We start from the raw sequence: 21,536 nt of genomic DNA on the forward strand, positions 1-21,536 counted from the left end.
GCTTCCCCTTGACCAATACCCTACTCCAGGCGCTGTTGGGCGGTATCGCCAGCGGTGCCGTCTACGGCCTGATCGCGCTAGGCCTCAGCCTGCAGTTCGGCGTCATGAAGATCATCAATTTCGCCCACGGCGCCTTTCTGATGATGTCCATGTACGTCTGCTTCGCGCTCACCAGCCATTTCGGCCTGCACCCGCTGGCCGCCATGCCGCTCACGGCGGCGGCGCTGTTCGTCGTCGGCTATGCCTGCCAGCGCTGGCTGCTCGACGGCATCTACCGCAAGGAAAACTCGCGCGAGCCGATCGGCGTGCTGATCTTCACCACCGGCCTGTGGATCTTCCTGGACAACGCCTTTCTGGCGCTGGCCGGTCCCGACAGCCGCACCATCGACGCGCCCTGGGCCAACGAGGTCTGGATGCCCGGCGACCTGATCTTTACCTATCCGCAGATCGCCGGCCTGTTCTTCGCCTGCCTGATCACGGCAGCCCTGGTGCTGTTCCTGCGTCACACGCGCACCGGCCGCGCCATCCGCGCCACCGGTCAGGACCGCGAAGCCGCCAGCGTGTTGGGCATAGACAGCGCCCGCGTCTACCGGCTGTCGTTCGCCATCGGCCTGCTGGTGCTGGGCGCGGCCGGTGCGCTGCTGCTGCCGCTCTATCCGGTCAACCCCTTCGTCGGCGACATCTTCGGCCTGCGCGCCTTCGTCATCGTCGTGCTGGGCGGCATCGGTTCGGTGGCCGGCGCGTTCTGGGGCGGCATCCTGGTCGGCGTGCTGGAATCGGTCGGCAGCCAGCTGATTCCCATCACTTACGCCGAGGCGCTCATCTTCCTGCTGTTTCTCGCCACCATGTATTTCCGGCCCAGCGGGCTGTTCGGCGTGGAGAACGAATAATGGCCAAGACCACAAAGACTTCGGCCGCCGGCATCGCCGCGCTGGGCCTGTTGGCGCTGCTGCCGCTGGCCAGCGGCAACCAATACCTGCTGTCGGTAGGCGCCATGACGCTGCTGTACGCCTATCTGGCGCTGTCGTGGAACATCCTGGGCGGCATTGCCGGCCAGCTCTCGCTGGGCCATGCCGCGTACTTCGGGCTGGGCGCCTATACCTCGACCTGGCTGTTCGTGAACCTGGGCATCAGCCCCTGGCTAGGCATGTGGGCCGGCGCCGCCGTGGCCATGGGAGCGGCGCTGATCGTGGGGTTGTCCTGCCTGCAATTGCGCGGCGCCTACTTCGCGCTGGCCACGATCGCCTCATGCATGGTGCTCAAGACCCTGGTGGAAAACGCCGATACCCTGCTGGGCGGGCCGCGCGGCATGGAGGTTACTTTGCTGCGCGACGCGCCGCTGTACTTCCAGCATACCGGCAAGGCCTATTACTACATTGTGGCGCTGGCCTTTACCATCGCCGCGTTGCTGATCAACCGCCACGTGCTGCGCAGCCGTTTCGGCTACTGCCTGACGGCCGTGCGCAACGACCAGGACGCGGCAATGGCGCTGGGCGTGCCCGTGCGCCGCTACAAGCTCACCGCGGCCATGCTGAGCGCGGCCATGACGGCACTGGGCGGCACCTTCTATGCACAGTTCGTGCTCTACATCAGCCCGGACAAGGTGTTCGGCGCCAATCTCAGCGTCGTCATTGCCGTGGTCTGCATCATCGGCGGACGCGGCACGCTCTGGGGGCCGGTGCTGGGCGCGCTGCTGTTGTTGCCTGGCGAAGAACTGGCGCGCTCGCTGACCGGGGGCATGGTGGGAGCCGACATGATGCTGTATGGCCTCTTGCTGATGATCGTTATCCGCTGGGAGCCGCGAGGACTGATGGCGATACTGTCCCGCCGCGCCAAAGCGCCTGTGCGCGCCGCCGGCGCGCCTGCCAAGGCGGCCGGCCCCGCAATGGGAAGCACGCGATGAACCTGCTCGAATTCCATAATGTCAGCCGCAATTTCGGCGGCGTACGAGCCTCCGACGAGGTCAGCTTCGCCGTCGGCGCCGACGAGATCGTCGGCCTGATCGGTCCCAACGGCGCCGGCAAGACCACGCTGTTCGCCATGGCCTCCGGCTTCGTGCCACCCAGCAGCGGCGACATCCGCTTCAACGGCGCCCGCATCAACGGCCAGGACCCAGCGCGCATCTGCGCCGCTGGACTCGCACGCACGTTCCAGATCGTGAAGCCATTCGGCGACATGACGGTGCTGGAGAACGCCATGATCGGCGCCTTTCTGCGCCACCGCGCGCCAGCCCAGGCCGAGGAAATCGCCCAAGCCGTGCTGGCCCGCGTCGGCCTGGCCGGACGCGAGCACCAAATCGCACGCACCCTCACCCTGTCTGGCCGCAAGCGCCTGGAAGTCGCAAAGGCCCTGGCTACCCAGCCTCGTCTGCTACTGCTGGACGAAGTGATGGCGGGCCTGACGCCGGTGGAGACCGAGGAAATGGTGGCGCTGATCCTGTCGTTGCGCGGCGACGGCATCAGCGTCCTGGTGATCGAACACAATATGAAAGCCATCATGCAACTATCCGACCGCATCGTCGTCATCCAGCAGGGGCGCAAGATCGCCGACGGTCTGCCGCAGCAGGTCGCCCGCGATCCGCAGGTGGTGCGCGCCTATCTCGGGGAGGCCGCCTGATGCTCGAAATCCGCCAATTGGACGCCGGCTACGGCGACGTACAGGTGCTGCGCGGCGTGGACCTGCACGTGGGCGAAGGCGAGATCGTCAGCCTGGTTGGCGCCAACGGCGCCGGCAAGAGCACGCTGATCCGCACCGTCATGGGCTCCCTGCCCGCGCTGGCCGGCGAGGTCCGCTTCCTGGGCGAGCGCATCAGCGGCCTGCCCGCGCACCTGGTGGCGCGCCTGGGCATGGCCCAGGTCATGGAAGGCCGCCGCCTGTTCGGCCACATGGACGTCGAGGACAATCTGCTGGTCGGCGCCGACGTGTTGCGCGACAAGCGCCGCAGCCGCGACAACCTGGACTGGGTCTATCAACTGTTCCCGCGCCTGCGAGAACGCCGCCGCCAGCTCGCCCGCTCGTTCAGCGGCGGCGAGCAGCAGATGCTGGCCATCGGCCGCGCGCTGATGACCTCGCCCAAGCTCCTGCTGCTGGACGAGCCGTCCATCGGACTGGCACCCATCATGGTCAAGGACATCTTCGACAAGCTGCCGCTCATCAACGCGCGCGGCATCACCATTCTGCTGGTGGAGCAGGACGTGCACCGCTCGCTCAGCATGGCCGCGCGCGGCTATGTGCTGGAACACGGCGAGATCGTCATGTCCGGGCCCGGCGCCGAACTCCTGGCCGATGAAGGACTGCGCCGCGCCTACCTGGGGGTGTGACCACGGGACGACGGCGCGCGGCTCAGAACGTCACTTTGACCGAGGGCGCGCTGCGCCGCGCCTCGCCGTGGAACACGGCCTCGATGTTGTTGCCATCCGGATCCAGCACGAAGGCGCCGTAATACCCCGGGTGGTAGTCCCGGAAACCCGGCGCGCCGTTGTCCTTGCCGCCATGGGCCAGCGCCGCCTTGTAGAAGGCATCGACCATGGCCTGGTCCTGCGCCTGGAACGCAAGATGATGGCGTCCGGTCAGTTGCCCCGCCGCGGCCTTGCTGTCGGGCGTGGACACGAACAACTCGTCGGCCCAGAAATAGCCGTCGCCCGTGCCGCCCATCGGTACCTTCAACGCATCGAAAACCGCTTGATAAAACCGCTGGCTGGCCGCCAGGTCCCGCACCACCAGCTGGATGTGGTCGATCAGCCGGCCGCGATGGATTTCATTGGTCTGCATGTGGCGCTCCTGTTGGATGGGGAGCCTTTGACTATACCTTTCGGCATGCGGCCCCGTCCGCGCCGGTTCAAGCCAGGTACGAAGCCACCTCGTCACGCGTGAGATAGCGCGTGAATGTCATGGACGGCTGCTGCGCCTCGTGCATGGCGCCGTTGAACCCGGACCAATTGCGTTTCATGCCTTCGTCCGTTTCCAGCGCGATCAGCACGCGTCTGCCGTGGCGTGAGGCGTTGTGGCGCAGCGCCGCCTCGCCCCACGCGTAGCGCATGGCGTCGATCAGCGCGCCATCGGCATAGGCGTCGGCCTGCAGCCATTGGAAATCAGCGGTATCGCCGTCCTGATCCGGTTCGCGCGGCGCGATCTCGCGCTTCACGCCCAGCGCCTGCGCATGCTCGCCGATGATGATCTGCAGCAACGTGAATGCGTGGAAGTTGTTGTTCACGGCATGCGCCCTGGCAATGAAGCCTGTCATGGAAGCCGGCAGCAGCACCACCAGTTCATCCTCGTAACCCAGCTGCGAGGCCAGCCACAGATAATGCAGATTCTCGAAGGGCAGGCTGTCGTTGCTGGTGGCCATGGGATGCAGCAGCGCCATCAATTCCGCGTCGGACACCAGGGCGGCGTGATTGCGGCGATCGCGCAGGACCATGGTCATCATCGGCAGCACCAGCAGGTCCGCCGCCTGGTGCAAGGCCTCCACCTCCCAGCGCCGGTCTTCGGGTACGTCGGCCATGCGCGACCTGGCGTCCTGCCAGGCCTGTCGGTCGGCCTCCTCCACCTCATCGTCGTCATCCTCGACCTCCTGCGCGCAATACGGACTCAGGGTGCGCAGCCACTGCCGCAGCAAGTCTTGCAGGACGGCAAAGAGCACCTCCGGATCGGCGCCATCCTCCACCAGCGAGCCGCACATCAAGGCCAACGCGGCGGCGCGACCGGGGTGCAGCGTCGGCAGCAGGTCGGCGCAGATCCGCAGACTGGCGTCGGCCTGCCCAGGTTCGCGGGCCCTGGCAAGAAAGGCGCTGACCTCGGGGCGCTGGAAGAACTGATCCAGCGGGTCCAGATCGTCGGCAGTGGTGACGGGAGTACGAAGCGCGGCGGCGAATGTCGTGTCGGAAGCAGTCATGGAGATGAGCGAACATGAAAGCGGCGGTGGACGCCGCGCGGCAGCCCGGAGTTTACTGAAGCTGCGCCGGACGCGTCTGCAGCAAGCTTTCAAGACGGGGCGAAACACCCCGTCGCCAGAATCCGGAAGATAGTGATCGCATGTGCATCGAGCGCCAGGTATTGATTTTTCCCCGCGACCTGCGACAATGAAATCACGCATTTTCATCTTGGCCGACAGTCCGTTCCTGGTCCCTGACCATCACCGCGCTCCGCAAGGCGCGATCAAAGGAGCCCACGATGCCGCCCATAATCCTCCCGGCATTCGCGTAGCGAGCCGACCCTCTCCTCACAAGACGCAGTCCAGCCGCGAACGTTCCGCCACGGCCGCATATCGCCCTGCGGACTGACGCGCCCGCGCTGCAGCAGCAAGCCATACATGGGCTCGCCCAAGCGAACACGGTCCGATAACGGCTTGCGATTAACTTTCGCCGCCGGCTGCCGTTAAAGAAGTGAAGACAGACATAGCCATCCCCTCCGTTTCCAGTCGCAAGGAGTTGCTGTCATGTCCAAGCTCCAATATCGCCTTTCCCTGCTTTTGCTGTGCGCGTCCAGCGTCCTGCCCGCAGCCCACGCCGCGGATGGAACCATCTATTTCCACGGGGCCATCGTCGAGGCGGCATCATGCACGCCGCAGATTCAACCCAAACGGGTCGCCGTGCGCGTGGAATGCGACGCTGAACGCGCCCGCGCCGCCGGCAAGCCGGCCTACCGCTACGGGGTAAACGCCAGCCGCGTGCAGGTCGACGTGCAGCCCGTGTCCCTCAAGGCGCGACAGACCGGGCAGAAAGATGCCCAGGGCTACATCATCACCCTCGCCTACTTGTAGTCGCAAGTACGCACGATCCGGCGGCCCGCGCGCCGCTGGATTGCGTAGCCCCCGGCGGCGCGCGGCAAACCGGGATAGACAGGACGCATCAAGCGGCGTTCAAGGCCTTGGCCAGCACCGTGAATATCCGCTCGTCCGTGGACTGCGCAACGTTGAACCGCAGGAAATCCCCAGCTGCCAGCGACTGGCTGAACGCATTCCCCGGCGCCACCAACACCCCTTCCTTCAGGCACAGGCGGGCCACGGTAGCCGCGTCCTTGCCTTCGGGCAGGCGGCACCACAGAAACATGCCCGCCCGGGGCGTCAACCAGGGCTTGATGCCAAGCTTCAGCAGCTTGGCGGCGGTCTTGTCCATCTGCTGCGCCAGACGCAGCCGGGTCAACTCCATATGCCGACGGTAGCCGCTGCCCGTCAAGGTTCTGAAAATGACGTCGGCCGCCAGCCGGCTGCTGCCAAAAGTCGTGGCGACTTTCAGGTCGGTCAGGCTTTCCACCCAGTCGGACCGCACCGCGATGTAGCCGCAGCGCACCGACGCCGACACCGTCTTCGAGAAGCTGCCGATATGTATGACCCGCGACAGCCCATCGAACGCGGCCAGCCGCGGCGCGGGCGTGTTCTCGAAATCCGCGAAGATATCGTCTTCGACGATCACCAGCTCGGAATCGTCCGCCAGCTTCAACAGACGGTGCGCAACCAGGGGCGACAAGGTCGCCCCCGTCGGATTGTGTATGCCGGAGTTCGTGATGTAGAGCCGCGGGGAATGCTCGCGCAGCGCCGCTTCGAACGCTCCGAGGTCCGGCCCGTTCGGCGTGTACGGCACTCCCACCGCCTTGACGCGATGCGCCTTCAGCAGCGCATGGAAGTTGAAATAGCAGGGATCGTCCACCAGCACCGTGTCCCCAGGCTCCAGCAGGAAGCGCAGGATCAGGTCGATGGACTGCGTTCCCGAATCGGTCAGCATGATCTGCTCGGGCCCGGCCTCTATCCCCATGCCCGCCATGCGCCGCGCCAATAACTGCCTCAAAGGCGCATGGCCCAACGGCGTTCCATACTCGGTCAGTTCCGCGGTTTCGGCCCGCGCCATGCCGCGCATGGCGCGCCGCAACCCGTCTTCATACATCCAGCTGACCGGCAGCCATCCGCAACCCGGCCGCAAGCTGTCCGCGTCCGCCGCCAGCGACTGGCGCGAAACCCACAGCGGATCGACCTCCCGGTCCAGCTTTGGTCCCATCTCGGTCAGCGTCAGCGGTGCCACCTGCCCGGCCACATAAAAGCCGGAGCCGGGACGCGACACCAGCACGCCCTCGGCCGCCAGCCGCTCGTAGGCTTCCACCACCGTGGACACCGACACGTCCAGCGTCTTGGCCTGCACTCTTACCGAAGGCAGCCGGGCGCCAGGCAAGGCCGTGCGCGCCGCAATCCGCCCCTGGATCTCGCCCATGACCTGCTTGATTAGGGTGCCGCCACGCGCCATGAAAATCTCCGCCGTACTGGCTCTTTATACATAACAGTTCCTTGAAATTGTACTGGATTGTGCGTGGACTACGGACAACTGCCGTGCTGTACTGAAGCCCGCTATCAAGGAGCTTCAGATGCAAAAGGCCACCAGCGGCTGGGTGAACGGTTTTATCGGTGTGGTGATCTTCGCGGGCTCCTTGCCCGCCACCCGGGTCGCCGTGGCGGACCTGGATCCCATTTTCCTGACCTGCGCGCGAGCCGCCATCGCGGGCCTCTTGGGCCTGGCCCTGCTGATGCTGCTGCGCCAACGCCGGCCGTCCCTGTCCGACCTCCCCTCCCTGGCGCTGACCGCGCTGGGCGTGGTGGTCGGCTTCCCCCTGCTGACGGCGCTGGCCCTGCAGCACGTCACCTCGGCCCACTCCATCGTCTTCCTGGGACTGCTGCCGCTCAGCACCGCGATCTTCGCAGTGATACGCGGCGGCGAACGCCCGCGACCGCCGTTCTGGATGTTCTCCATCGTCGGCGCCGCCTGCGTCGCGGGCTACGCCGCCTGGGGCGGCCTGCAAGCCTCGCCCACCGGCGACCTGCTCATGCTCGCCTCCATCATCGTCTGCGGCCTGGGCTACGCCGAAGGCGCCAAGCTCTCCCGCAAGCTGGGCGGCTGGCAGGTCATCAGCTGGGCGCTGGTACTGTCCCTGCCCCTCATGCTGCCCATCGCGCTACTGACCATGCCGGCCACGTTCGAACACGTTGGCGCGCCGGCGTGGATAGGTCTCGCCTACGTGTCGCTGTTCAGCATGCTCATCGGGTTCGTGTTCTGGTACCGCGGGCTGGCGCAGGGCGGGATTGCGGCGGTGGGGCAGTTGCAGCTGTTCCAGCCGTTCATGGGGCTGGGATTGGCTGCCGTGCTGCTGCATGAGCAGGTCAGCTGGACGATGCTGGTCGTGACGCTGGCGGCGGTGATTTGCGTGGCGGGCGCCAAGCGGTATGCGTAGCACGTGGCGCGCAAGCGCCACCCAAGCCCTATCAATGAAGCTGGTCTGAACCCTGGGGCTGCAATTCCGCCAAGGCATTCCAATCGGGATCCTTGTACATGCGCAGTTGTATGGGATAGACCGGATGCCCCGCCAGGCATGCATTGAACGCATCCAGGAAGGCTTCGACGTCCCGCGTGTAGTAACGCCATTCTTTGTGGTGATTCCCGGTCAGGCAAGCCACCTGCACCCCGATATCGGAGTTCTCAAAGCCTTTTTCGATAGCCTCTTCAAAGCTATTGTGGCTCTGCTTGTCTTCGTCACTGGGCATACCGGACTCGATGCCCTGGTACGGCCACGAGATGATGACCAGGTTTTCATTGATCTGACGGTCAGGCGCCGATGGCAGCCCGGTGCGAAAACGAACGATGACCGTCAAGCCCTCGATCTGCGCTTCACCCACTGCCCACAGATCGCCTGGAAAAATACTGCTCATTAAATCAATTCCTGTGTAGACGCCGAACCCGGGAGGTTCAGCGCTTGTTACTGAGAAAACCTTGCGCGCGCGACCCAGCGCTACAACTGCATATGCTCAATGCGGTCCCGCCCATTTTTCTTGGCCGCATATAGCTGCTGGTCGACGGCTTCGATGAAGCCAGCGCGGTCTATCTTCCCGTCTGGCACCACCGTTCCGGCGCCAATGCTGACGGTGACGCGCCTGCCATGCGGTGACAGCGCGTGCACGATAGCCTTTTTCTGGAGCAAGCGCTGGCAGCGCTCAGCGACTTTTCGCGCCACCTCGGCGTCGGCTTCCGGCAGCAGCACGACAAACTCTTCGCCCCCGTAGCGCGCAACCAGATCGCGAGGCCCATCCAGCGCCAGACTCAAGGTCTGGGCGATATCCACCAGACATTGGTCGCCCTGGGTGTGGCCATACAGATCGTTGTACTGCTTGAAGAAATCAACGTCGAACAACAGCATGGACAGCGGCTGACGTTCGCTGCGCGCGCGGTCCCACTCCAATTCGAAACCACTATCGAAGCGACGCCGGTTGGCAATGTTCGTCAAACCGTCCTTGAAGGACAGCGCCTCCAATTCCTTCTGCAAGGTCAGCAACTTTTCCTCGGTCTTCTTGCGTTCGGTGATGTCGAACATGAAACCGATCAGCGCTTCGACCTCGCCCCTGTCGTTGCGCACCACGTGCACAACGTCGCGGATCCACACGTAGCCGTTTTCCTTGGTCAGCGCCCGGTAGTCCGCCTCGTGGTCGACGCCGGCCTGGGATTGGGTGACGCAAAAATTCACCACATAGTCCCGATCCTCCGGGTGCATGCGCATGGCCCAGTCCTCCACGCTCACCCAGCTGTCGGCCTTCCAGCCCAACAACGTTTCAATCTGCGGGCCGATATAGGCGAACTGCTTCGTGGCCCAATCGATCTTCCAGGGAATTGCCTTGGTCGACTCAAGCAAGGTCCTATACACCGCGTTGTCATCAAGAAGCGGGCTTTCGCTCGACATACCCTATCCATCCTCGATCCAAATGAACGGGTCACTGTAGCCTGAATCCATCAGCTGCGGCGGGCTGCTCGGTGAGCGCCAAAAGAAGCGCGCCATGAATCGGCCGCGTTCGGCGGCCGCTTCCGGGATCCCTCAAGGCGCCAACACCTCGATAATCCGGCTCCCGATGTACTCCGCATGGGTCTCGAGCGCAAAATGCCCGGTATCCAGCAGCTCGACCTGCGCGTCCGGATTGTCCCGCTTGAACGCCTCGGCGCCAGGCGGAATGAAGAACGGATCGTGGCGCCCCCAGATCGCCAGTGTCGGGATCTTCGCCGCGCGGAAAAAGGCCTGGAAATCCGGATACCGCTTCAGGTTGTTGGCGTAGTCCAGGAACAGATCGAGCTGGATTTCCTTGTTGCCCGGCCGCTCGAGCAAGGCGGCATCGAGCGTGTAGCTTTCCGGAGCCACGTCGTCCGGATTGGCGACGCCATGCACATACTGCCACTTCGTACCCTCTAGGTTCAGCACGGCATCCGCGATGACCTGGCGGTTGGCGGCGGTTGGCTCCGCCCAATAAGCGCGGACCGGCGCCCAGGCATCGCCCAGGCCTTCGAGATAGGCATTACCGTTCTGCGAAACCAGGCCGGTGACCCGCTTGGGGTGGGCTAGCGCCAGGCGCAGCCCGACGGGCGCGCCATAGTCGAAAACATACATCGCATAGCGCTTGAGACCCAGCGCATCGACGAATGCGCCGAGCGACGCGGCCAGGTCGTCAAACGTATAGCGGTAACCGCGCTCCTCGGGCACTTCCGTGAAACCGAAGCCGGGCAGGTCCGGCGCGATCACTTGAAAGCGCGTGGCCAGAATCGGGATCAGGTTGCGGAATTGATGCGAGGAACTGGGAAAACCGTGCAGTAGCAGCAGCACGGGCGCATCGGGATTGCCCGCTGCGCGATAGAAAAAATTCAGGCCGTCGGCTTGCACGCGACGCGTTTGGATCGGGCTTTCAGGGGTACTGGACATGACGGTCTCCGTAGTCAGGAACTGGATCAGCAGCCGAATTCCGGCAGGCTGTGCGAGCCATTCTTGCTCCTTTCAAGTAACCCGTCAAACTAATATTTAACGGTTACTTAAATAGTTCAAAGCTATGACACGGAGAGGTTCGTTCAAAAAAAATCCGGCCAGGGCGGCCGGATGAATGGGCAAGCAAGCGCTCAGGAAGCCGCGTCCTGGGCTTCCCTTTGGCGAAAGGCCGCCACCTTGTGGCGGTTGCCGCAAAGCGACATGCTGCACCACCTGCGGCGATGAGATCGCGTGCGGTCGTAGAACCAGAGGGAACAGAGCGGGCTTTCGCATTTGCGCACCAGCTCGAAGTCCCCGTGCACGAGCAAGTCCGCAGCCGCCTCCGCGGCGGGAAGCAGCCATTGGTCAGGCGTGGCCGCTTCGTACCGACGGGCCAGGCTGGGCGCGCCCGCCACCACGGTAACCTCGAGATGGCTGCCGCCGGCGGCGAGCGCCCGGTTGAGCGCGCTGAGCTTGAGCGGCAATCCGGCCTTTCTCTGGGCAACCAACGCACGCACCGTCTCGCGCAATGTCCGCGCGGATTCGAGCAGGCCCTTGGGCGTCTTGCGCTGGGCGGGCGCAAAGCCCAAGGCGTCCAGCCAGGACCGCACATCGTCGTCCGATTGCAGGCGGTCGCGAGGGCCGTCGTCGGACTGCTCGACGGTGTTGATCAGGTCTAACGCCGCATGATCGCCCAGCAGGCGGAATTCGGGCGTGGGGGTAGTGGCGGTCATAACGTTCTCCGTCTTGAATGTAACCACTTAGTTTGCGACTATCAAGTTACGGAAGAATCGTGCGGCGCGCGGCGTCACGCTTTCGCGGACTACAATCGCGCTCGGCAATCCCGAGTCCCCACATGAGAGAGAAAGCATGCAAATCGCCATTGCCTCCGACCACGCCGGCTACGAGCTCAAGGAAAAGCTGAAGAAGGCCTTCGAAAACGTGGATTGGCTGGACCTCGGAACCCACAGCGAAGACTCGGTCGACTACCCCGCTTTTGGCTTTGCCATGGGGCGGGCAATCACGGACGGAAAGGTCCGGAAGGGCGTCGTGATTTGCGGCTCGGGCATAGGCATTTCGATTGCCGTCAATCGTTTCCCCGCCGCAAGAGCCGCCTTGTGCACGAATGCCACCATGGCGCGCCTGAGCCGTCAGCACAATGATGCGAACGTGTTGGCGCTTGGAAGCAGAATCATAGGAATCGAGGTGGCGCGCGAATGCGTCAGCGCTTTCCTTGACACGCCCTTCGATGGCTCGCGTCATCAGCGCCGCATCGACATGCTGAGCGAGGCGGGCTGAGCTCCCGACGGCCTGCCGGAACGCCACATGTCCATCATCCCGTTTTCGATCCCGCGGCCAGCCCGCGACCAGACCTGGCGCTTCATGCACAGCCGCCAGCGCTCGCAATTCGCAGGCGCGGATGAACGCATCGTGCTCTACGATGCCCCGCCGCAAGAGGCCGTCCTGGCCTCGATCGAAGACGTGCATCTATGGGCGCCTCAGGGCGACCCGCTGCACGAGCTGCCCGAACTCCTCGCCCGGCTGCCGGCGCTGGCGCACCTGTCCATCGGCCCCGGCGCGGTCGCGGGCAGCGTTCTGACCGGATTGCGCGCAGACATGCTCCCAGCCAGCCTGCGCCATCTTTCCATCCATCCCGAACCCGGCACGTACGCCTGGAAAGCCGGCCCGCTGCCCAGGCTGGAGGCGCTGACAGTAGACGCAACGTTGCGGTTCGAGCCGGAAGACTTTCCGGCATTGATTTCCTTGTCCATGGTTCCGGACCGGCGCGGCATGCTGCTGGACCGCGCCTTGAGCCTGCCGCTCAAGGAGCTGAACCTTTGGAACGTGCCGTTCGATTCGTCGATATTCGATCGCATCGCGGGACTGCCGCTGTTGGCGCTGGGCTTGCTGGCGGGCCGTGGCTTGAAGACGCTGTCCGGCATCGAGCAACTGACAGGATTGCGCTCCTTGCGCCTGAAGAACCTGGGTGCGCTGGAGAAGATAGGTCCGATCAGCGCCCTTGAAAGCCTGGAACGGCTGGACATTCAGTACTGCAAGCGGATTGCGGACATCGGCGTGCTGGATACGCTGACCCGATTGCAGGAGCTGACGCTGGTCGGCTGCGGCGATGTGGGATTGGGCGAGTTGGCGCAAACCTTGAACGCGCGCTTGCGGCGCGCGAACATCGCGGCAACGCGATAACCAAGACAAGCCTGATGAGCAACTTGCACGAACGTTTCCTGAGCTTGCTTGCCGCGCGCGGCTGGACGGTACACCGCGCGACGCCCGTGGCTACACCGGCTGACTCCTCGGAACACGCGGCGTTCCTGTCCTTGTACACGCAGCTGAGCAGCGCGGACGACACGCGCTGGTTCCTGAGCGCGGCCGACTATGCCGGAACCGCCGACAGCGCCTTTGGGCGGGACGCCTTTCGCGACATCAGCCTCGAAGCCGCCATCAGCGACGCCGACCGGCACGCCGTCGAGGCATTCTGGGCGCGCCATGTGCCGATCTTCATGAGCGTGGACGGCGATTATGAATTTCTCGCGATCGACCTGATCTCGGGGCGGGTCGTGCACGGCGTCGAGCCGGAGTTCGAGGCAGTCAGCGAGGTGGCCAGCAGTCTTGGCGACCTGTTCGAGCAGATGCTTGCGGATGACGAGGCGGCTGCGCTATTGGGCTGATGGTTCCGGTATAGTCAGCCGACGCTATCCCTTTGGATCCCAGGCTCCTCGATGTTTCGCTCACCGTCCCGTATGCACCGCAACGTCCGCAGCGCGATTGCGCTGGCAGTCCTGTCTCTTTTAGCCGCCCAGGCCCACGCCGCGCCCCGCACCGTCTACACCGGAACACTGCAAGGCGCCGGCGACATCGTGCTGGAGCTGGACACCGAAGCAGCGGCCGACGGCACCTTGACCGGCCGCTACTTCTACGCCAGGCACGGCGTGGACATCCCGCTGCGCGGCACGGCCAAGGAGCTCTTCGAACCGAAGCCCCGCCAGGAAGGCAAGCCGGCGGATCAGGCCGCAAGCTGGCAAGGCACGCGCGATGCCACCGGCTACCGCGGCCTCTGGACTGACGCCGGCAGCGGCAAGCAGCTACGCTTCGACCTGAAGCAGGTTGCGCAATACGACACGGAGCAGCTGGAAAAGGACCGCAAGCAGGCCCGCGCCAGCCAGGTCAATCTTGGCGACGTCGACGTCCAGGCAGGCATCACCGCCGCCCGCGCGCCCTACGAGACGCTGAAGCTGGCCGGACACGCCCAGCCGGTCGGCAAGGAGATCGGTGACGGCGCGGTGGCCTATCGCATGTGGCGCGATCCGCGCACCAAGTTCACCTACCCGCGGCTCAGCCGCCATCCCGATGCGCAGGTCCTGCAGCGCACGAACTATCTGCTCGAACAACGCCATTGGCAGAAGAGCCTGGGCGCGCTGGCTTGCATGGCCTCGGCCTACACCAGCGGCAATCCGGGCGCCGGCACGCTGGGCGGATTCGATGAAGAGGCCGTGCACGTCACCTGGCTGTCGCGCGCGCTGATGACGGTGACCGAATCGGGCAGCCTGGACTGCGGCGGCGCGCATCCCTACAACCATTTCGAACCCTACACCTACGATCTGCTGCGCGGCGAATACCTGGACTGGAATCGCGTGTTCGACGCGTATGTGCCGGGCAAGCGCAGCTTCGGCGGGGAAAAGAGTCCCGCCCTGCTCGCGCTGATGCAACAGGCGGTCAAGTCGGGCACCGCCGCCCAACAGTCCGGGGATCGGCCCAATCTGGAAGACTGCGCGGACCTCTGGCCCGACTATCTGGCGCTGGGCGTGCAAGCGCCCGGCGCGCTGAGCCTGTCCGTGTCCGGAGTCGGGCACGCGTCGGGCGCTTGCCTGGGCACCCATGCCAGCGTGCCGTTCAAGGCCTTGACGCCTTATCTGAAGCCGGACGGGCGGGCGTATCTGGTCAACAACTGACGGAGCGCACGGGCTTGCCGTGCGCGAAAAGCCATGCGGTCGAAAGCGGCCGGCGCCGCCTGGAATCACGGGTCAAGGGCCGCACCGGCGCGGCTGAGTCCCCTGGCGTGTTCCTGGAAGCCGCGCAACGCCTCCGCGGGCACCAGCGACCCGCCCGTGGCCCAGATGACGTGCGTGGCTTCGGACATATCCATGCCCTGGACATACGCGCGGCCGGCGGCTGAATCCAACCAGCCCGGACCGGAAACCGCGGCGGCGGCCGATGGTTCGACCTCGACGCCCAGGCTGTCTTTCAGCGCAATCAGGTTCAGGTAGAGCTCGTCATCGGACACGGTGAAGACGCCGCCCAGCTGGGGCTTCATCAGCGCGGCCACCAGCTCGGATGCCTGGCCGACGGCCAGGCCGTCTGCCTCGGTCCGGTTGTCCAGGCCGATGTCGTACACCGACACGGGAGTGTCCGCTCCCGACGCCAACTGCACCAGAAAGCACGGTGAGGCGACGGGCTCGGCGAAGAAGCAATGCACGTGAGTCCCGAACAAAGCCTTCAGGCCATGACTGATGCCACCCGGTGCGCCGCCGACGCCGCAGGGGATATACACGAACAGCGGGTGCGCTGCATCGACCACGCGTCCCGCTTCCACCAATTGCCGCGCCAGTCCGCGCGCCGCCGCGGCATAGCCGAAGAACAGCAGCTCGGATTGCTCGTCGTCGACGAAATGGCTGCGGGGCGCGGCCAGCGCCTGCGCCCGCCCGGCTGCGACGGCCTCGGCGTAGTCGCCGTCGTGTTCCACCACGCGCACGCCGCGTTGGCGCAGCCGGTCCTTCTTCCATTCCTTGGCATCGGCGGACATATGCACCACGGCATCGAATCCCAGCGCGGCGGCCATGACGCCGATGCTCATGCCCAGGTTGCCGGTGCTGCCCACGGTCACGGCATACCGGCTGAACACGGCGCGAGCCCGCGGCGTGGCCAGGATGCGCCTGTCCGTTGACGCATCCTGCAGCAGCCCGTGCTCCTGCGCGATCGTCTCGGCAATGGCCAGCACTTCATGAAATCCGCCGCGCGCCTTGATGGAGCCTGCGACGGGCAGCTCGTCATCGCGCTTGAGGTACCAGCTGCCCGAGGCGCAGCCGCCGCCCAGCGCCTGTTGCAACGGCCCGGCAGCCATCAGCCGGGACTCGATATGCCCATTCGCGGCCGCGAGCTCGGGAAAGAGCGTAGCCAGCAGCGGCGCGCAACGCGCCAGACGGCTTTCCGCCTCGTCGATCAGGGTCAGGGACGGGGCGGATCCTGGCATGGGTCCGCCCCTTTCGGGGTTGAGCCATAGCAAAGGCGTTCTTGATTGAAGATTTTCTAATAGCTGAGGATCGAAATTGGCGGTCATCATGAACTTGCAGGTTGATGGTTCAGCGCGAATCGTAGATGCCGCCAGCATGCAAGAATAGCGATCATTTCTACTGCAGCCATTAGCGTGACTTATGCCAGCCCATTTCGACTCGACACTGCTGGGCGCCCTGCGCTGTTTTGACATGGCCGGCCGTCATCTCAGCTTTACCAGGGCTGCGGCAGCCATGAACCTCACGCAAAGCGCGGTAAGCCAGCAGATCCGGCAGTTGGAAGACCGCCTGGGCTACCTGCTGTTTGTTCGTCAACAACGCGGCCTGACGTTCACGTCCAAGGGCGAGTCGCTGTACTCGACGGTCAGCCGCGCGCTGGGCGACATCCAACAAGAGATCGAGCGGCTGGGCTTGCCGGCGTCAACGCTGCAGGTCAATTGCCTGCCCTCGTTCGCGCTGCAATGGCTGATGCCGCGCCTGACGGAATTCCATCGCTTGCAGCCGGACATATCGGTGCGGCTGAAGGCGGAGTTCCAGCCGCTGGACCGCAAGCTGATGGAGGAGGAAGACATAGACATCGCCATCCGCTACGACCCGGCGCATTACAGCGATTTGCAGGCGGACGCCTTGCTGGACGAGTATCTGCTGGTGGTCGCAACGCCCGAATACCTTGCGGCCCACCCCAAGTTTCGCGCCGGCAAATCGCTCGATGGCGTCGAGTTCCTGCACGACGCCTCGCCTTGGGCTGGCGCCGCGGAGTTCATCGAATGGCGCACCTGGATGCAAGCGCACCAGCCGGGCTGGGTGCGCCATCTGGACGGGCCGCAGTTCAACCTGGCCAGCCTTGCCATTGGCGCCGCGCTGAATCACCAGGGCGTGGCGATCGGGCGCAGCGCGATGGTCTATGACGAGATCCGCAGCGGGCGGCTGGTCGACGTGTTCGGCAAGCACACGCCCGCGCCGGCGCGCTACGTATTGCTGTCACGCCGGCCTGATGAGCGGCGCACCCGTATCTTTTCCGAGTGGTTGAAATCCGAATGCCACAGCTTCGACAGCGCGCGGTCCGCCTTGATCGGGGGCTCGCGCGGGTAAGGATACGCCGTGGAACCGGCGAGCGACGCCGCCGCGCGACATCAAACCGCCGCGGCGCTCAAATGTTCATAAAGTATCGCCGCGCCTATCCCGATCAGCGCGATACCGCCCAGGATCTCGGCCCGCTTCCCGGCGACGCTGCCCAACACCCGCCCCAGCATCACGCCTATCGTCACCATCAAGGTAGTCGCCAGGCCAATGGCAATGGCCGCCACCACGATGTTCACATCCACGAACGCCAACCCCACGCCGACCGCCATGGCGTCGATGCTGGTGGCCAGGCCCGTTGCCGCCAGCAGCCAGAAGGAATGGCGGGTGACGGGCGCGGCGTCCTCCTCCTCTTCCTTGAGGCCGTTGCGTATCATCAGCAAACCCAGAATACAGAGCATCGCGAACGCGATCCAATGATCCCAGGCAACCACGTACTTGGCCGCGACCGAGCCCAGTCCCCAACCTATCACCGGCGTGATGGCTTCGATCACGCCGAAGATCAGCCCTGTGCGCAGGGCTTCCGGGAATCGGGGTTTGTATAGCGCGGCGCCTTTGCTGATGGCCGCGGCGAACGCGTCCGTGGACATGGCGAACGCGAGAACGATGATGGCGATGGGATTCATTGGAGTCGTGATCCTGCTGGGCGGAAACGGCACGGATCTCCCGCGCCGCCCGGCGTCGCGCGAAAAATCCGTGGTCTCGCCAAGCATGGATGCCGCTTGCGCCATGGCCGAGGAAGCCAAGAATGTTGACGCAAGCCCCTGCGGACCGGACCTTGGCTGGCCGGGCTGCAAGGAGGCTACTCCCCAAAGAGTAAGGGCAGTCTAGCAGAGCCTGCCGATCCGTGTGTTACACCACTAGTCCTTGTGGATTCCCAGCTCCACGCGAACGCCTGTCTGGCGATGCTGCCATCGCCCCGGCGGGAATGATCAGGACACGCACATGACCCAATCCGAATACATCGCCGAACTGCTGCGCATCCTGCGCGCCCACGACGCCGCGGCGCGCGCCACTCTGACGGCGCTGATCGCCGCCCTGCCGCCCAAGGCGCGCGAAATCCACTTCGTGGTGTTTCCCGACCAGGACGGCGAAGGCACGTTCTCGGTGGTGGCCAGCCTGGAGGGCCCGGACCTGTTCGTGCTCAACAAGGCCATCGAAGGCCACCGCTACCTGTTCGACGTGCGCCACACGGAAGACGGCATCGAACCCGAAGTGCCGCTGTTCGCGTCGGACGAAGCCGGTTTCAACGTACAGGACGTCATCGTCGATACCGCGATGCAATGGGTGGCGGAACTGTGGGAAACCAGCGGCCACGGCCATTCGCCGCTGCCGGGGCTGGTGTACGGGGAGGAAGGCTACGGAACGCTGGAACCACTCGCACTACCGGCGTAGCGCCGCGGCATGGGCCGCGCACTCACCAGGCCACGTGGAACATCGCCTTCGCCAGCACCACGATCAGCACCATGTGGCAGAACACGCTGATGTGCATGCGCCTGCTCAATGCGCCGGTCAGGCGCTTGCGGCGCGCGAGCGTCAAGGCGGTCGCGACATGGAGCAGCACGCTCAAGGCCAGCGCGATCTTCAGCGACAGCAGGACGCCGAAGGACGAAGCGAATGGATCGGCGAGCGCGCCGCGGTATTGCCAGGCCAAGCCCAGGCCGGCCAGGTAGAGCACCACGACCGACCACGGCAGCACGGCCCGCACGCGCGGCGCCAGCTGGCTGCCCAGCGCGCGGCGCACGTCGGGCGGCAGGCGCTTGTGCACCGGTTCCAGGAACAGCACCTCGAAGGTGACGGTGCCGACGAACAGGAAGGCGGCAAGCAGATGCAGGATGAGCAGCAAGGGGTAGGTGTTCATGGCTGCGAATGGGAATGGCCATCAGTCGGGATTGTCTCATCCGCGCCATGCGCTGCAACATGACAAACATCAAACGCCCCCCGCTCAGAACTTGTAGCTCACCTTCATCCAGACGTTCCTGGGCGTGCCGTAGTTGTAGCCGTTGTAGCCCCCCAGGCCGCTGTAGTAATACTTGTCGGTCAGGTTTTCCACATTGACGGACGCGGACACATGCCTGTTGAAGTCATAGCGCGCCATCAGGCCAAACAGCGTGACGCCGCCCTGGCTGGCGCGGCCTAGTCCGCCGGCTTCGTCGTAGTAGATGCTGCTCTGGTAGCTGACGTTGCCGCCGATCGTGAGCTTGTTCCACTCGCCCGGCAGCCTGTAGCTGGCAGCCAGGCGGAACAGCCGCTGGGGTGTGCTCGGCAGCAGCAATGCGCCCTCGGCGTCGCGCTTGGCAAAGTAGGTATAGCCGCCCATCAGCTGCAGGCCAGGCGCCACTTCGCCGGACGCGGTCAGCTCGAAACCCTTGCTGCGCGCGCCTTTGACGGCGCGGTAGGGAGTGCTCCCGTCCGGCAGCGGCGGGCTGGACGGATCCTCCACCGCAACGTTTTCCTCCTGGGTGCGGAATATCGCGAAGCTTGTGTTCAGCCTGCCGTCCAGATGTTCGCCCTTCAAACCGATTTCATAGTTTTGACCGGTTTGCGGCGGCAACACCACGTTGCTGGCGTCACGCGAGGTGGTGGGTATGAATATCCGGGTGTAGCTGGCGTAAGCCGAATAATCCTTGCTCAGGTCCACGACCACGCCGGCATAGGGCGTGAAGACGCCATTTTCCTTTGCGGTGGGGTTGTGGGTCCAGGTGTTGGCGGGGCCGTTATAGGCCGAAGAGTTTTCTTCGTACCAGGTGGTCCGGGCGCCCAGGATCAGCGACACCGGCTCGGCCACCTTCAGGCGCGCGGAACCGTAGATGGCGGTCTCCTTCGCGTCCAGGAAGGTGTCGTAGAAGGTGTAGGGCATGGCGGGCCGCGGCACGTCGCGCAGATCGTAGAGATTCACGCGCCGGCGGTCCCAGCCAGCGGGGTTCGCCGAGTTCAGGTTGAGTTCGCTGGTGTAGCGGTTGTAGCTCAGTCCCAGGACGGCCCGGTGCTCCCTGCCGAATGCCTGGAACGGCCCTTCGGCGTAGATATCGAAGGACTTGTTGGTGGAGCTTGCCGGGTTGTCGCGCAATTCGATGGTGGAAGCGCCGGACGGATCGACGGGCTGATACGCGAGGACGTAGCCCCAGGCGGCCTTTCTTTCGTTTTTCAAGCGGCTGGCGTCCATCTTGACGTGCCAGCCGCTGCCGAAGCGATGGTCCAAGGTCGCGAATATCCGGTCCGTATACATGTCCCATTGGCTCCATGGCGTCACGGGATTGAAGGACCGGGGAAAGTTCGTGCGCGTGCCGTCGCTGTAGAACAGCGGCGCCTGGCCGAAGTTCGCGCCGTCGATGGCGGTCTTCTGGTGCTCGTAGCCGAGGCTGACGGTGGTGCTGGGCAGGATGTCGGCCTCGAGGATGCCGTAGAAGACATCGTCGGACCGCTTCTTGTAGTCAATGAAGCTGTCGCCCGCGGTGCGGGCGGCAACCACCCGGCCGCGCAGCGTGCCGGCGCTGTTCAGCGGGCCGCCCAGGTCGGCTTCGGCGTTGTAGCTGTTCCAGCGGCCGACGCCACCGGTGACGTGTCCGGCGAACTCCGACGTGGGACGCTTGCGCACCAGATTCACCGAACCGCCCGGCTCGCCCACGCCGTTGAGCAGGCCGGCGGCGCCGCGCACGACTTCCACCCGGTCGTAGATGGCGGTGTTGATCATGCCCGCCTCGGCCGACGGCGTCTTGAACGACAGCGTGGGCACGCCGTCGAGCATGGTGTTCAGCGCAAAACCGCGCGAGGTGAATTGCACGCGCTCATCCAGCCGCTCGACGGCGATGCCGGGCGTCTGGCGCATCACCTCGTCCAGCGTGTTCAGATTCTGGTCGTCCATCTGCTGTCGCGTGACGACGCTGATGGATTGCGGGGTTTCACGCAGCGACAGCGGCATGCGGGTGGCGGCGCTTGTTGCCGGCACGGTATAGGAGCCCGTCCCTTCGGAGGGGCCTTCGTCGCCAGCGCCGGTGACGGTCACTGCGGGCAAGGCGGTGACTTCGCCCTGCGGCAATCTGCGCAGCGTGTAGCCGCCATCGGCGCGCCGCGCCGGTTCCAGGCCGCTACCGGCCAGCAACTGGCGCAACCCTTCCTCGAAGCCGAAACTGCCGCGTAGCCCAGGCGATTGGAGATCGCGCGTCAGGGCGGGATCGAACGACAGCAGAACGCCGGCCTGGGCAGCGTAGGCCGAAAGCGCCGCGCTGAGCGGTCCGGGTTCGACGGCCACGCTCACCTGCCCCGCCTGAGTCTGCGCCTGGGCGGGCGCTATCAACCCGGCCAGCGGTAGCGCGAATGCGCCTGCCGCGAGCAAGACTGGGAAGGAGACGCTTGCGCGCAACGGGGAAAGCTGACGGGGCATGACATGCACTCCAG

Annotated in this window: 23 protein-coding genes and 1 riboswitch; of the genes, 12 read left to right on the top strand and 11 right to left on the bottom strand. The window is 64.9% G+C overall.

What is annotated here, in order from left to right:
• Positions 1-8 precede the first annotated feature (8 nt).
• Genes NGK62_RS04125 through NGK62_RS04140 form a run of 4 tightly spaced genes read left to right on the top strand, consistent with a single transcriptional unit; the run spans position 9 to position 3,320 of the window.
• Positions 9-890, top strand: coding sequence for a branched-chain amino acid ABC transporter permease (locus NGK62_RS04125; protein WP_059375141.1), 882 nt, complete (start codon positions 9-11; stop codon positions 888-890).
• Positions 890-1,903 carry a branched-chain amino acid ABC transporter permease gene (locus NGK62_RS04130; RefSeq protein WP_059375144.1) on the top strand — a complete coding sequence of 338 codons (1,014 nt, stop codon included), beginning with the start codon at positions 890-892 and terminating at the stop codon, positions 1,901-1,903. Before NGK62_RS04125 ends, NGK62_RS04130 begins: the two co-directional genes overlap by 1 nt.
• Positions 1,900-2,616 (top strand): ABC transporter ATP-binding protein, encoded by a 717-nt coding sequence (locus NGK62_RS04135; RefSeq protein WP_059375147.1) that lies wholly within the window; start codon positions 1,900-1,902, stop codon positions 2,614-2,616. Before NGK62_RS04130 ends, NGK62_RS04135 begins: the two co-directional genes overlap by 4 nt.
• A complete protein-coding gene (locus NGK62_RS04140; protein WP_059375149.1) occupies positions 2,616-3,320 on the top strand; it encodes an ABC transporter ATP-binding protein in 705 nt (234 codons plus the stop codon). Before NGK62_RS04135 ends, NGK62_RS04140 begins: the two co-directional genes overlap by 1 nt.
• Positions 3,321-3,342: 22 nt before the next feature.
• Here the strand turns inward: NGK62_RS04140 and NGK62_RS04145 are convergent, their stop codons facing one another.
• A complete protein-coding gene (locus NGK62_RS04145) occupies positions 3,343-3,771 on the bottom strand; it encodes a VOC family protein (RefSeq protein WP_059375152.1) in 429 nt (142 codons plus the stop codon).
• A 67-nt stretch (positions 3,772-3,838) separates the two neighbouring features.
• Positions 3,839-4,894, bottom strand: a complete 1,056-nt coding sequence (locus NGK62_RS04150) for a hypothetical protein (protein WP_251877539.1) — start codon at positions 4,892-4,894, stop codon at positions 3,839-3,841.
• Positions 4,895-5,437: 543 nt separating this feature from the next.
• On the opposite strand from NGK62_RS04150, the gene NGK62_RS04155 reads away from it, so the two are divergent.
• Positions 5,438-5,761 (top strand): hypothetical protein, encoded by a 324-nt coding sequence (locus NGK62_RS04155; RefSeq protein WP_059375158.1) that lies wholly within the window; start codon positions 5,438-5,440, stop codon positions 5,759-5,761.
• 88 nt (positions 5,762-5,849) lie between these two features.
• Here NGK62_RS04155 and NGK62_RS04160 read toward each other — a convergent pair whose 3' ends face one another.
• Complete coding sequence (locus NGK62_RS04160; RefSeq protein ID WP_251877541.1) at positions 5,850-7,235, bottom strand: aminotransferase-like domain-containing protein; 1,386 nt, start codon at positions 7,233-7,235, stop codon at positions 5,850-5,852.
• Between the two features lie 118 nt (positions 7,236-7,353).
• Between NGK62_RS04160 and NGK62_RS04165 the strand changes: the two genes are divergently transcribed.
• Positions 7,354-8,214: a DMT family transporter gene (locus NGK62_RS04165; RefSeq protein WP_118931794.1), complete on the top strand. Its 861-nt coding sequence runs from the start codon at positions 7,354-7,356 to the stop codon at positions 8,212-8,214.
• Between the two features lie 31 nt (positions 8,215-8,245).
• On the opposite strand, the gene NGK62_RS04170 is transcribed toward NGK62_RS04165, so the two are convergent.
• The 4 genes from NGK62_RS04170 to NGK62_RS04185 form a co-directional block, all read right to left on the bottom strand.
• Positions 8,246-8,689 carry a DUF695 domain-containing protein gene (locus NGK62_RS04170; protein WP_118931793.1) on the bottom strand — a complete coding sequence of 148 codons (444 nt, stop codon included), beginning with the start codon at positions 8,687-8,689 and terminating at the stop codon, positions 8,246-8,248.
• A gap of 80 nt (positions 8,690-8,769) precedes the next feature.
• On the bottom strand, positions 8,770-9,711 hold the full coding sequence (locus NGK62_RS04175; RefSeq protein ID WP_251877543.1) for a sensor domain-containing diguanylate cyclase: 942 nt from the start codon (positions 9,709-9,711) through the stop codon (positions 8,770-8,772).
• Between the two features lie 132 nt (positions 9,712-9,843).
• Positions 9,844-10,716, bottom strand: coding sequence for an alpha/beta fold hydrolase (locus NGK62_RS04180; protein ID WP_251877545.1), 873 nt, complete (start codon positions 10,714-10,716; stop codon positions 9,844-9,846).
• Positions 10,717-10,907: 191 nt separating this feature from the next.
• Entirely contained in the window at positions 10,908-11,489 is a 582-nt protein-coding gene (locus tag NGK62_RS04185; RefSeq protein ID WP_251877547.1) for a CGNR zinc finger domain-containing protein, read from the bottom strand.
• Between the two features lie 136 nt (positions 11,490-11,625).
• Here NGK62_RS04185 and rpiB point away from each other — a divergent pair, with 136 nt between their 5' ends.
• The 4 genes from rpiB to NGK62_RS04205 all read left to right on the top strand — a co-directional run bounded on the left by rpiB (position 11,626) and on the right by NGK62_RS04205 (position 14,720).
• Complete coding sequence (gene rpiB, locus NGK62_RS04190; RefSeq protein WP_118931790.1) at positions 11,626-12,054, top strand: ribose 5-phosphate isomerase B; 429 nt, start codon at positions 11,626-11,628, stop codon at positions 12,052-12,054.
• Between the two features lie 27 nt (positions 12,055-12,081).
• On the top strand, positions 12,082-12,957 hold the full coding sequence (locus tag NGK62_RS04195) for a leucine-rich repeat domain-containing protein (RefSeq protein WP_251877549.1): 876 nt from the start codon (positions 12,082-12,084) through the stop codon (positions 12,955-12,957).
• Positions 12,958-12,971: 14 nt separating this feature from the next.
• A complete protein-coding gene (locus NGK62_RS04200) occupies positions 12,972-13,439 on the top strand; it encodes a hypothetical protein (protein WP_251877551.1) in 468 nt (155 codons plus the stop codon).
• A gap of 72 nt (positions 13,440-13,511) precedes the next feature.
• The gene (locus NGK62_RS04205) at positions 13,512-14,720 is read left to right on the top strand and encodes a hypothetical protein (RefSeq protein ID WP_251877553.1); all 1,209 of its coding nucleotides are present in this window, start codon (positions 13,512-13,514) and stop codon (positions 14,718-14,720) included.
• A gap of 65 nt (positions 14,721-14,785) precedes the next feature.
• Here NGK62_RS04205 and dsdA read toward each other — a convergent pair whose 3' ends face one another.
• Positions 14,786-16,105, bottom strand: a complete 1,320-nt coding sequence (dsdA, locus tag NGK62_RS04210) for a D-serine ammonia-lyase (protein WP_502802971.1) — start codon at positions 16,103-16,105, stop codon at positions 14,786-14,788.
• Positions 16,106-16,199: 94 nt separating this feature from the next.
• Here dsdA and NGK62_RS04215 point away from each other — a divergent pair, with 94 nt between their 5' ends.
• Positions 16,200-17,150, top strand: a complete 951-nt coding sequence (locus tag NGK62_RS04215; protein WP_251877557.1) for a LysR substrate-binding domain-containing protein — start codon at positions 16,200-16,202, stop codon at positions 17,148-17,150.
• 41 nt (positions 17,151-17,191) lie between these two features.
• On the opposite strand, the gene mntP is transcribed toward NGK62_RS04215, so the two are convergent.
• A complete protein-coding gene (mntP, locus tag NGK62_RS04220; protein ID WP_059375198.1) occupies positions 17,192-17,764 on the bottom strand; it encodes a manganese efflux pump MntP in 573 nt (190 codons plus the stop codon).
• A gap of 9 nt (positions 17,765-17,773) precedes the next feature.
• Positions 17,774-17,961: riboswitch (yybP-ykoY riboswitch) on the bottom strand.
• Positions 17,962-18,083: 122 nt separating this feature from the next.
• On the opposite strand from mntP, the gene NGK62_RS04225 reads away from it, so the two are divergent.
• Complete coding sequence (locus tag NGK62_RS04225) at positions 18,084-18,533, top strand: DUF6389 family protein (RefSeq protein ID WP_251877559.1); 450 nt, start codon at positions 18,084-18,086, stop codon at positions 18,531-18,533.
• Between the two features lie 22 nt (positions 18,534-18,555).
• On the opposite strand, the gene NGK62_RS04230 is transcribed toward NGK62_RS04225, so the two are convergent.
• Together NGK62_RS04230 and NGK62_RS04235 are read right to left on the bottom strand one after the other, a co-directional pair.
• The gene (locus NGK62_RS04230; RefSeq protein ID WP_059375201.1) at positions 18,556-18,999 is read right to left on the bottom strand and encodes a CopD family copper resistance protein; all 444 of its coding nucleotides are present in this window, start codon (positions 18,997-18,999) and stop codon (positions 18,556-18,558) included.
• 84 nt (positions 19,000-19,083) lie between these two features.
• Entirely contained in the window at positions 19,084-21,522 is a 2,439-nt protein-coding gene (locus tag NGK62_RS04235; protein WP_251877561.1) for a TonB-dependent siderophore receptor, read from the bottom strand.
• Positions 21,523-21,536 lie beyond the last annotated feature (14 nt).

Source organism: Achromobacter sp. Marseille-Q4954 (assembly GCF_943737025.1).
In the GTDB taxonomy this organism is placed as follows: domain Bacteria; phylum Pseudomonadota; class Gammaproteobacteria; order Burkholderiales; family Burkholderiaceae_B; genus Achromobacter; species Achromobacter bronchisepticus_A.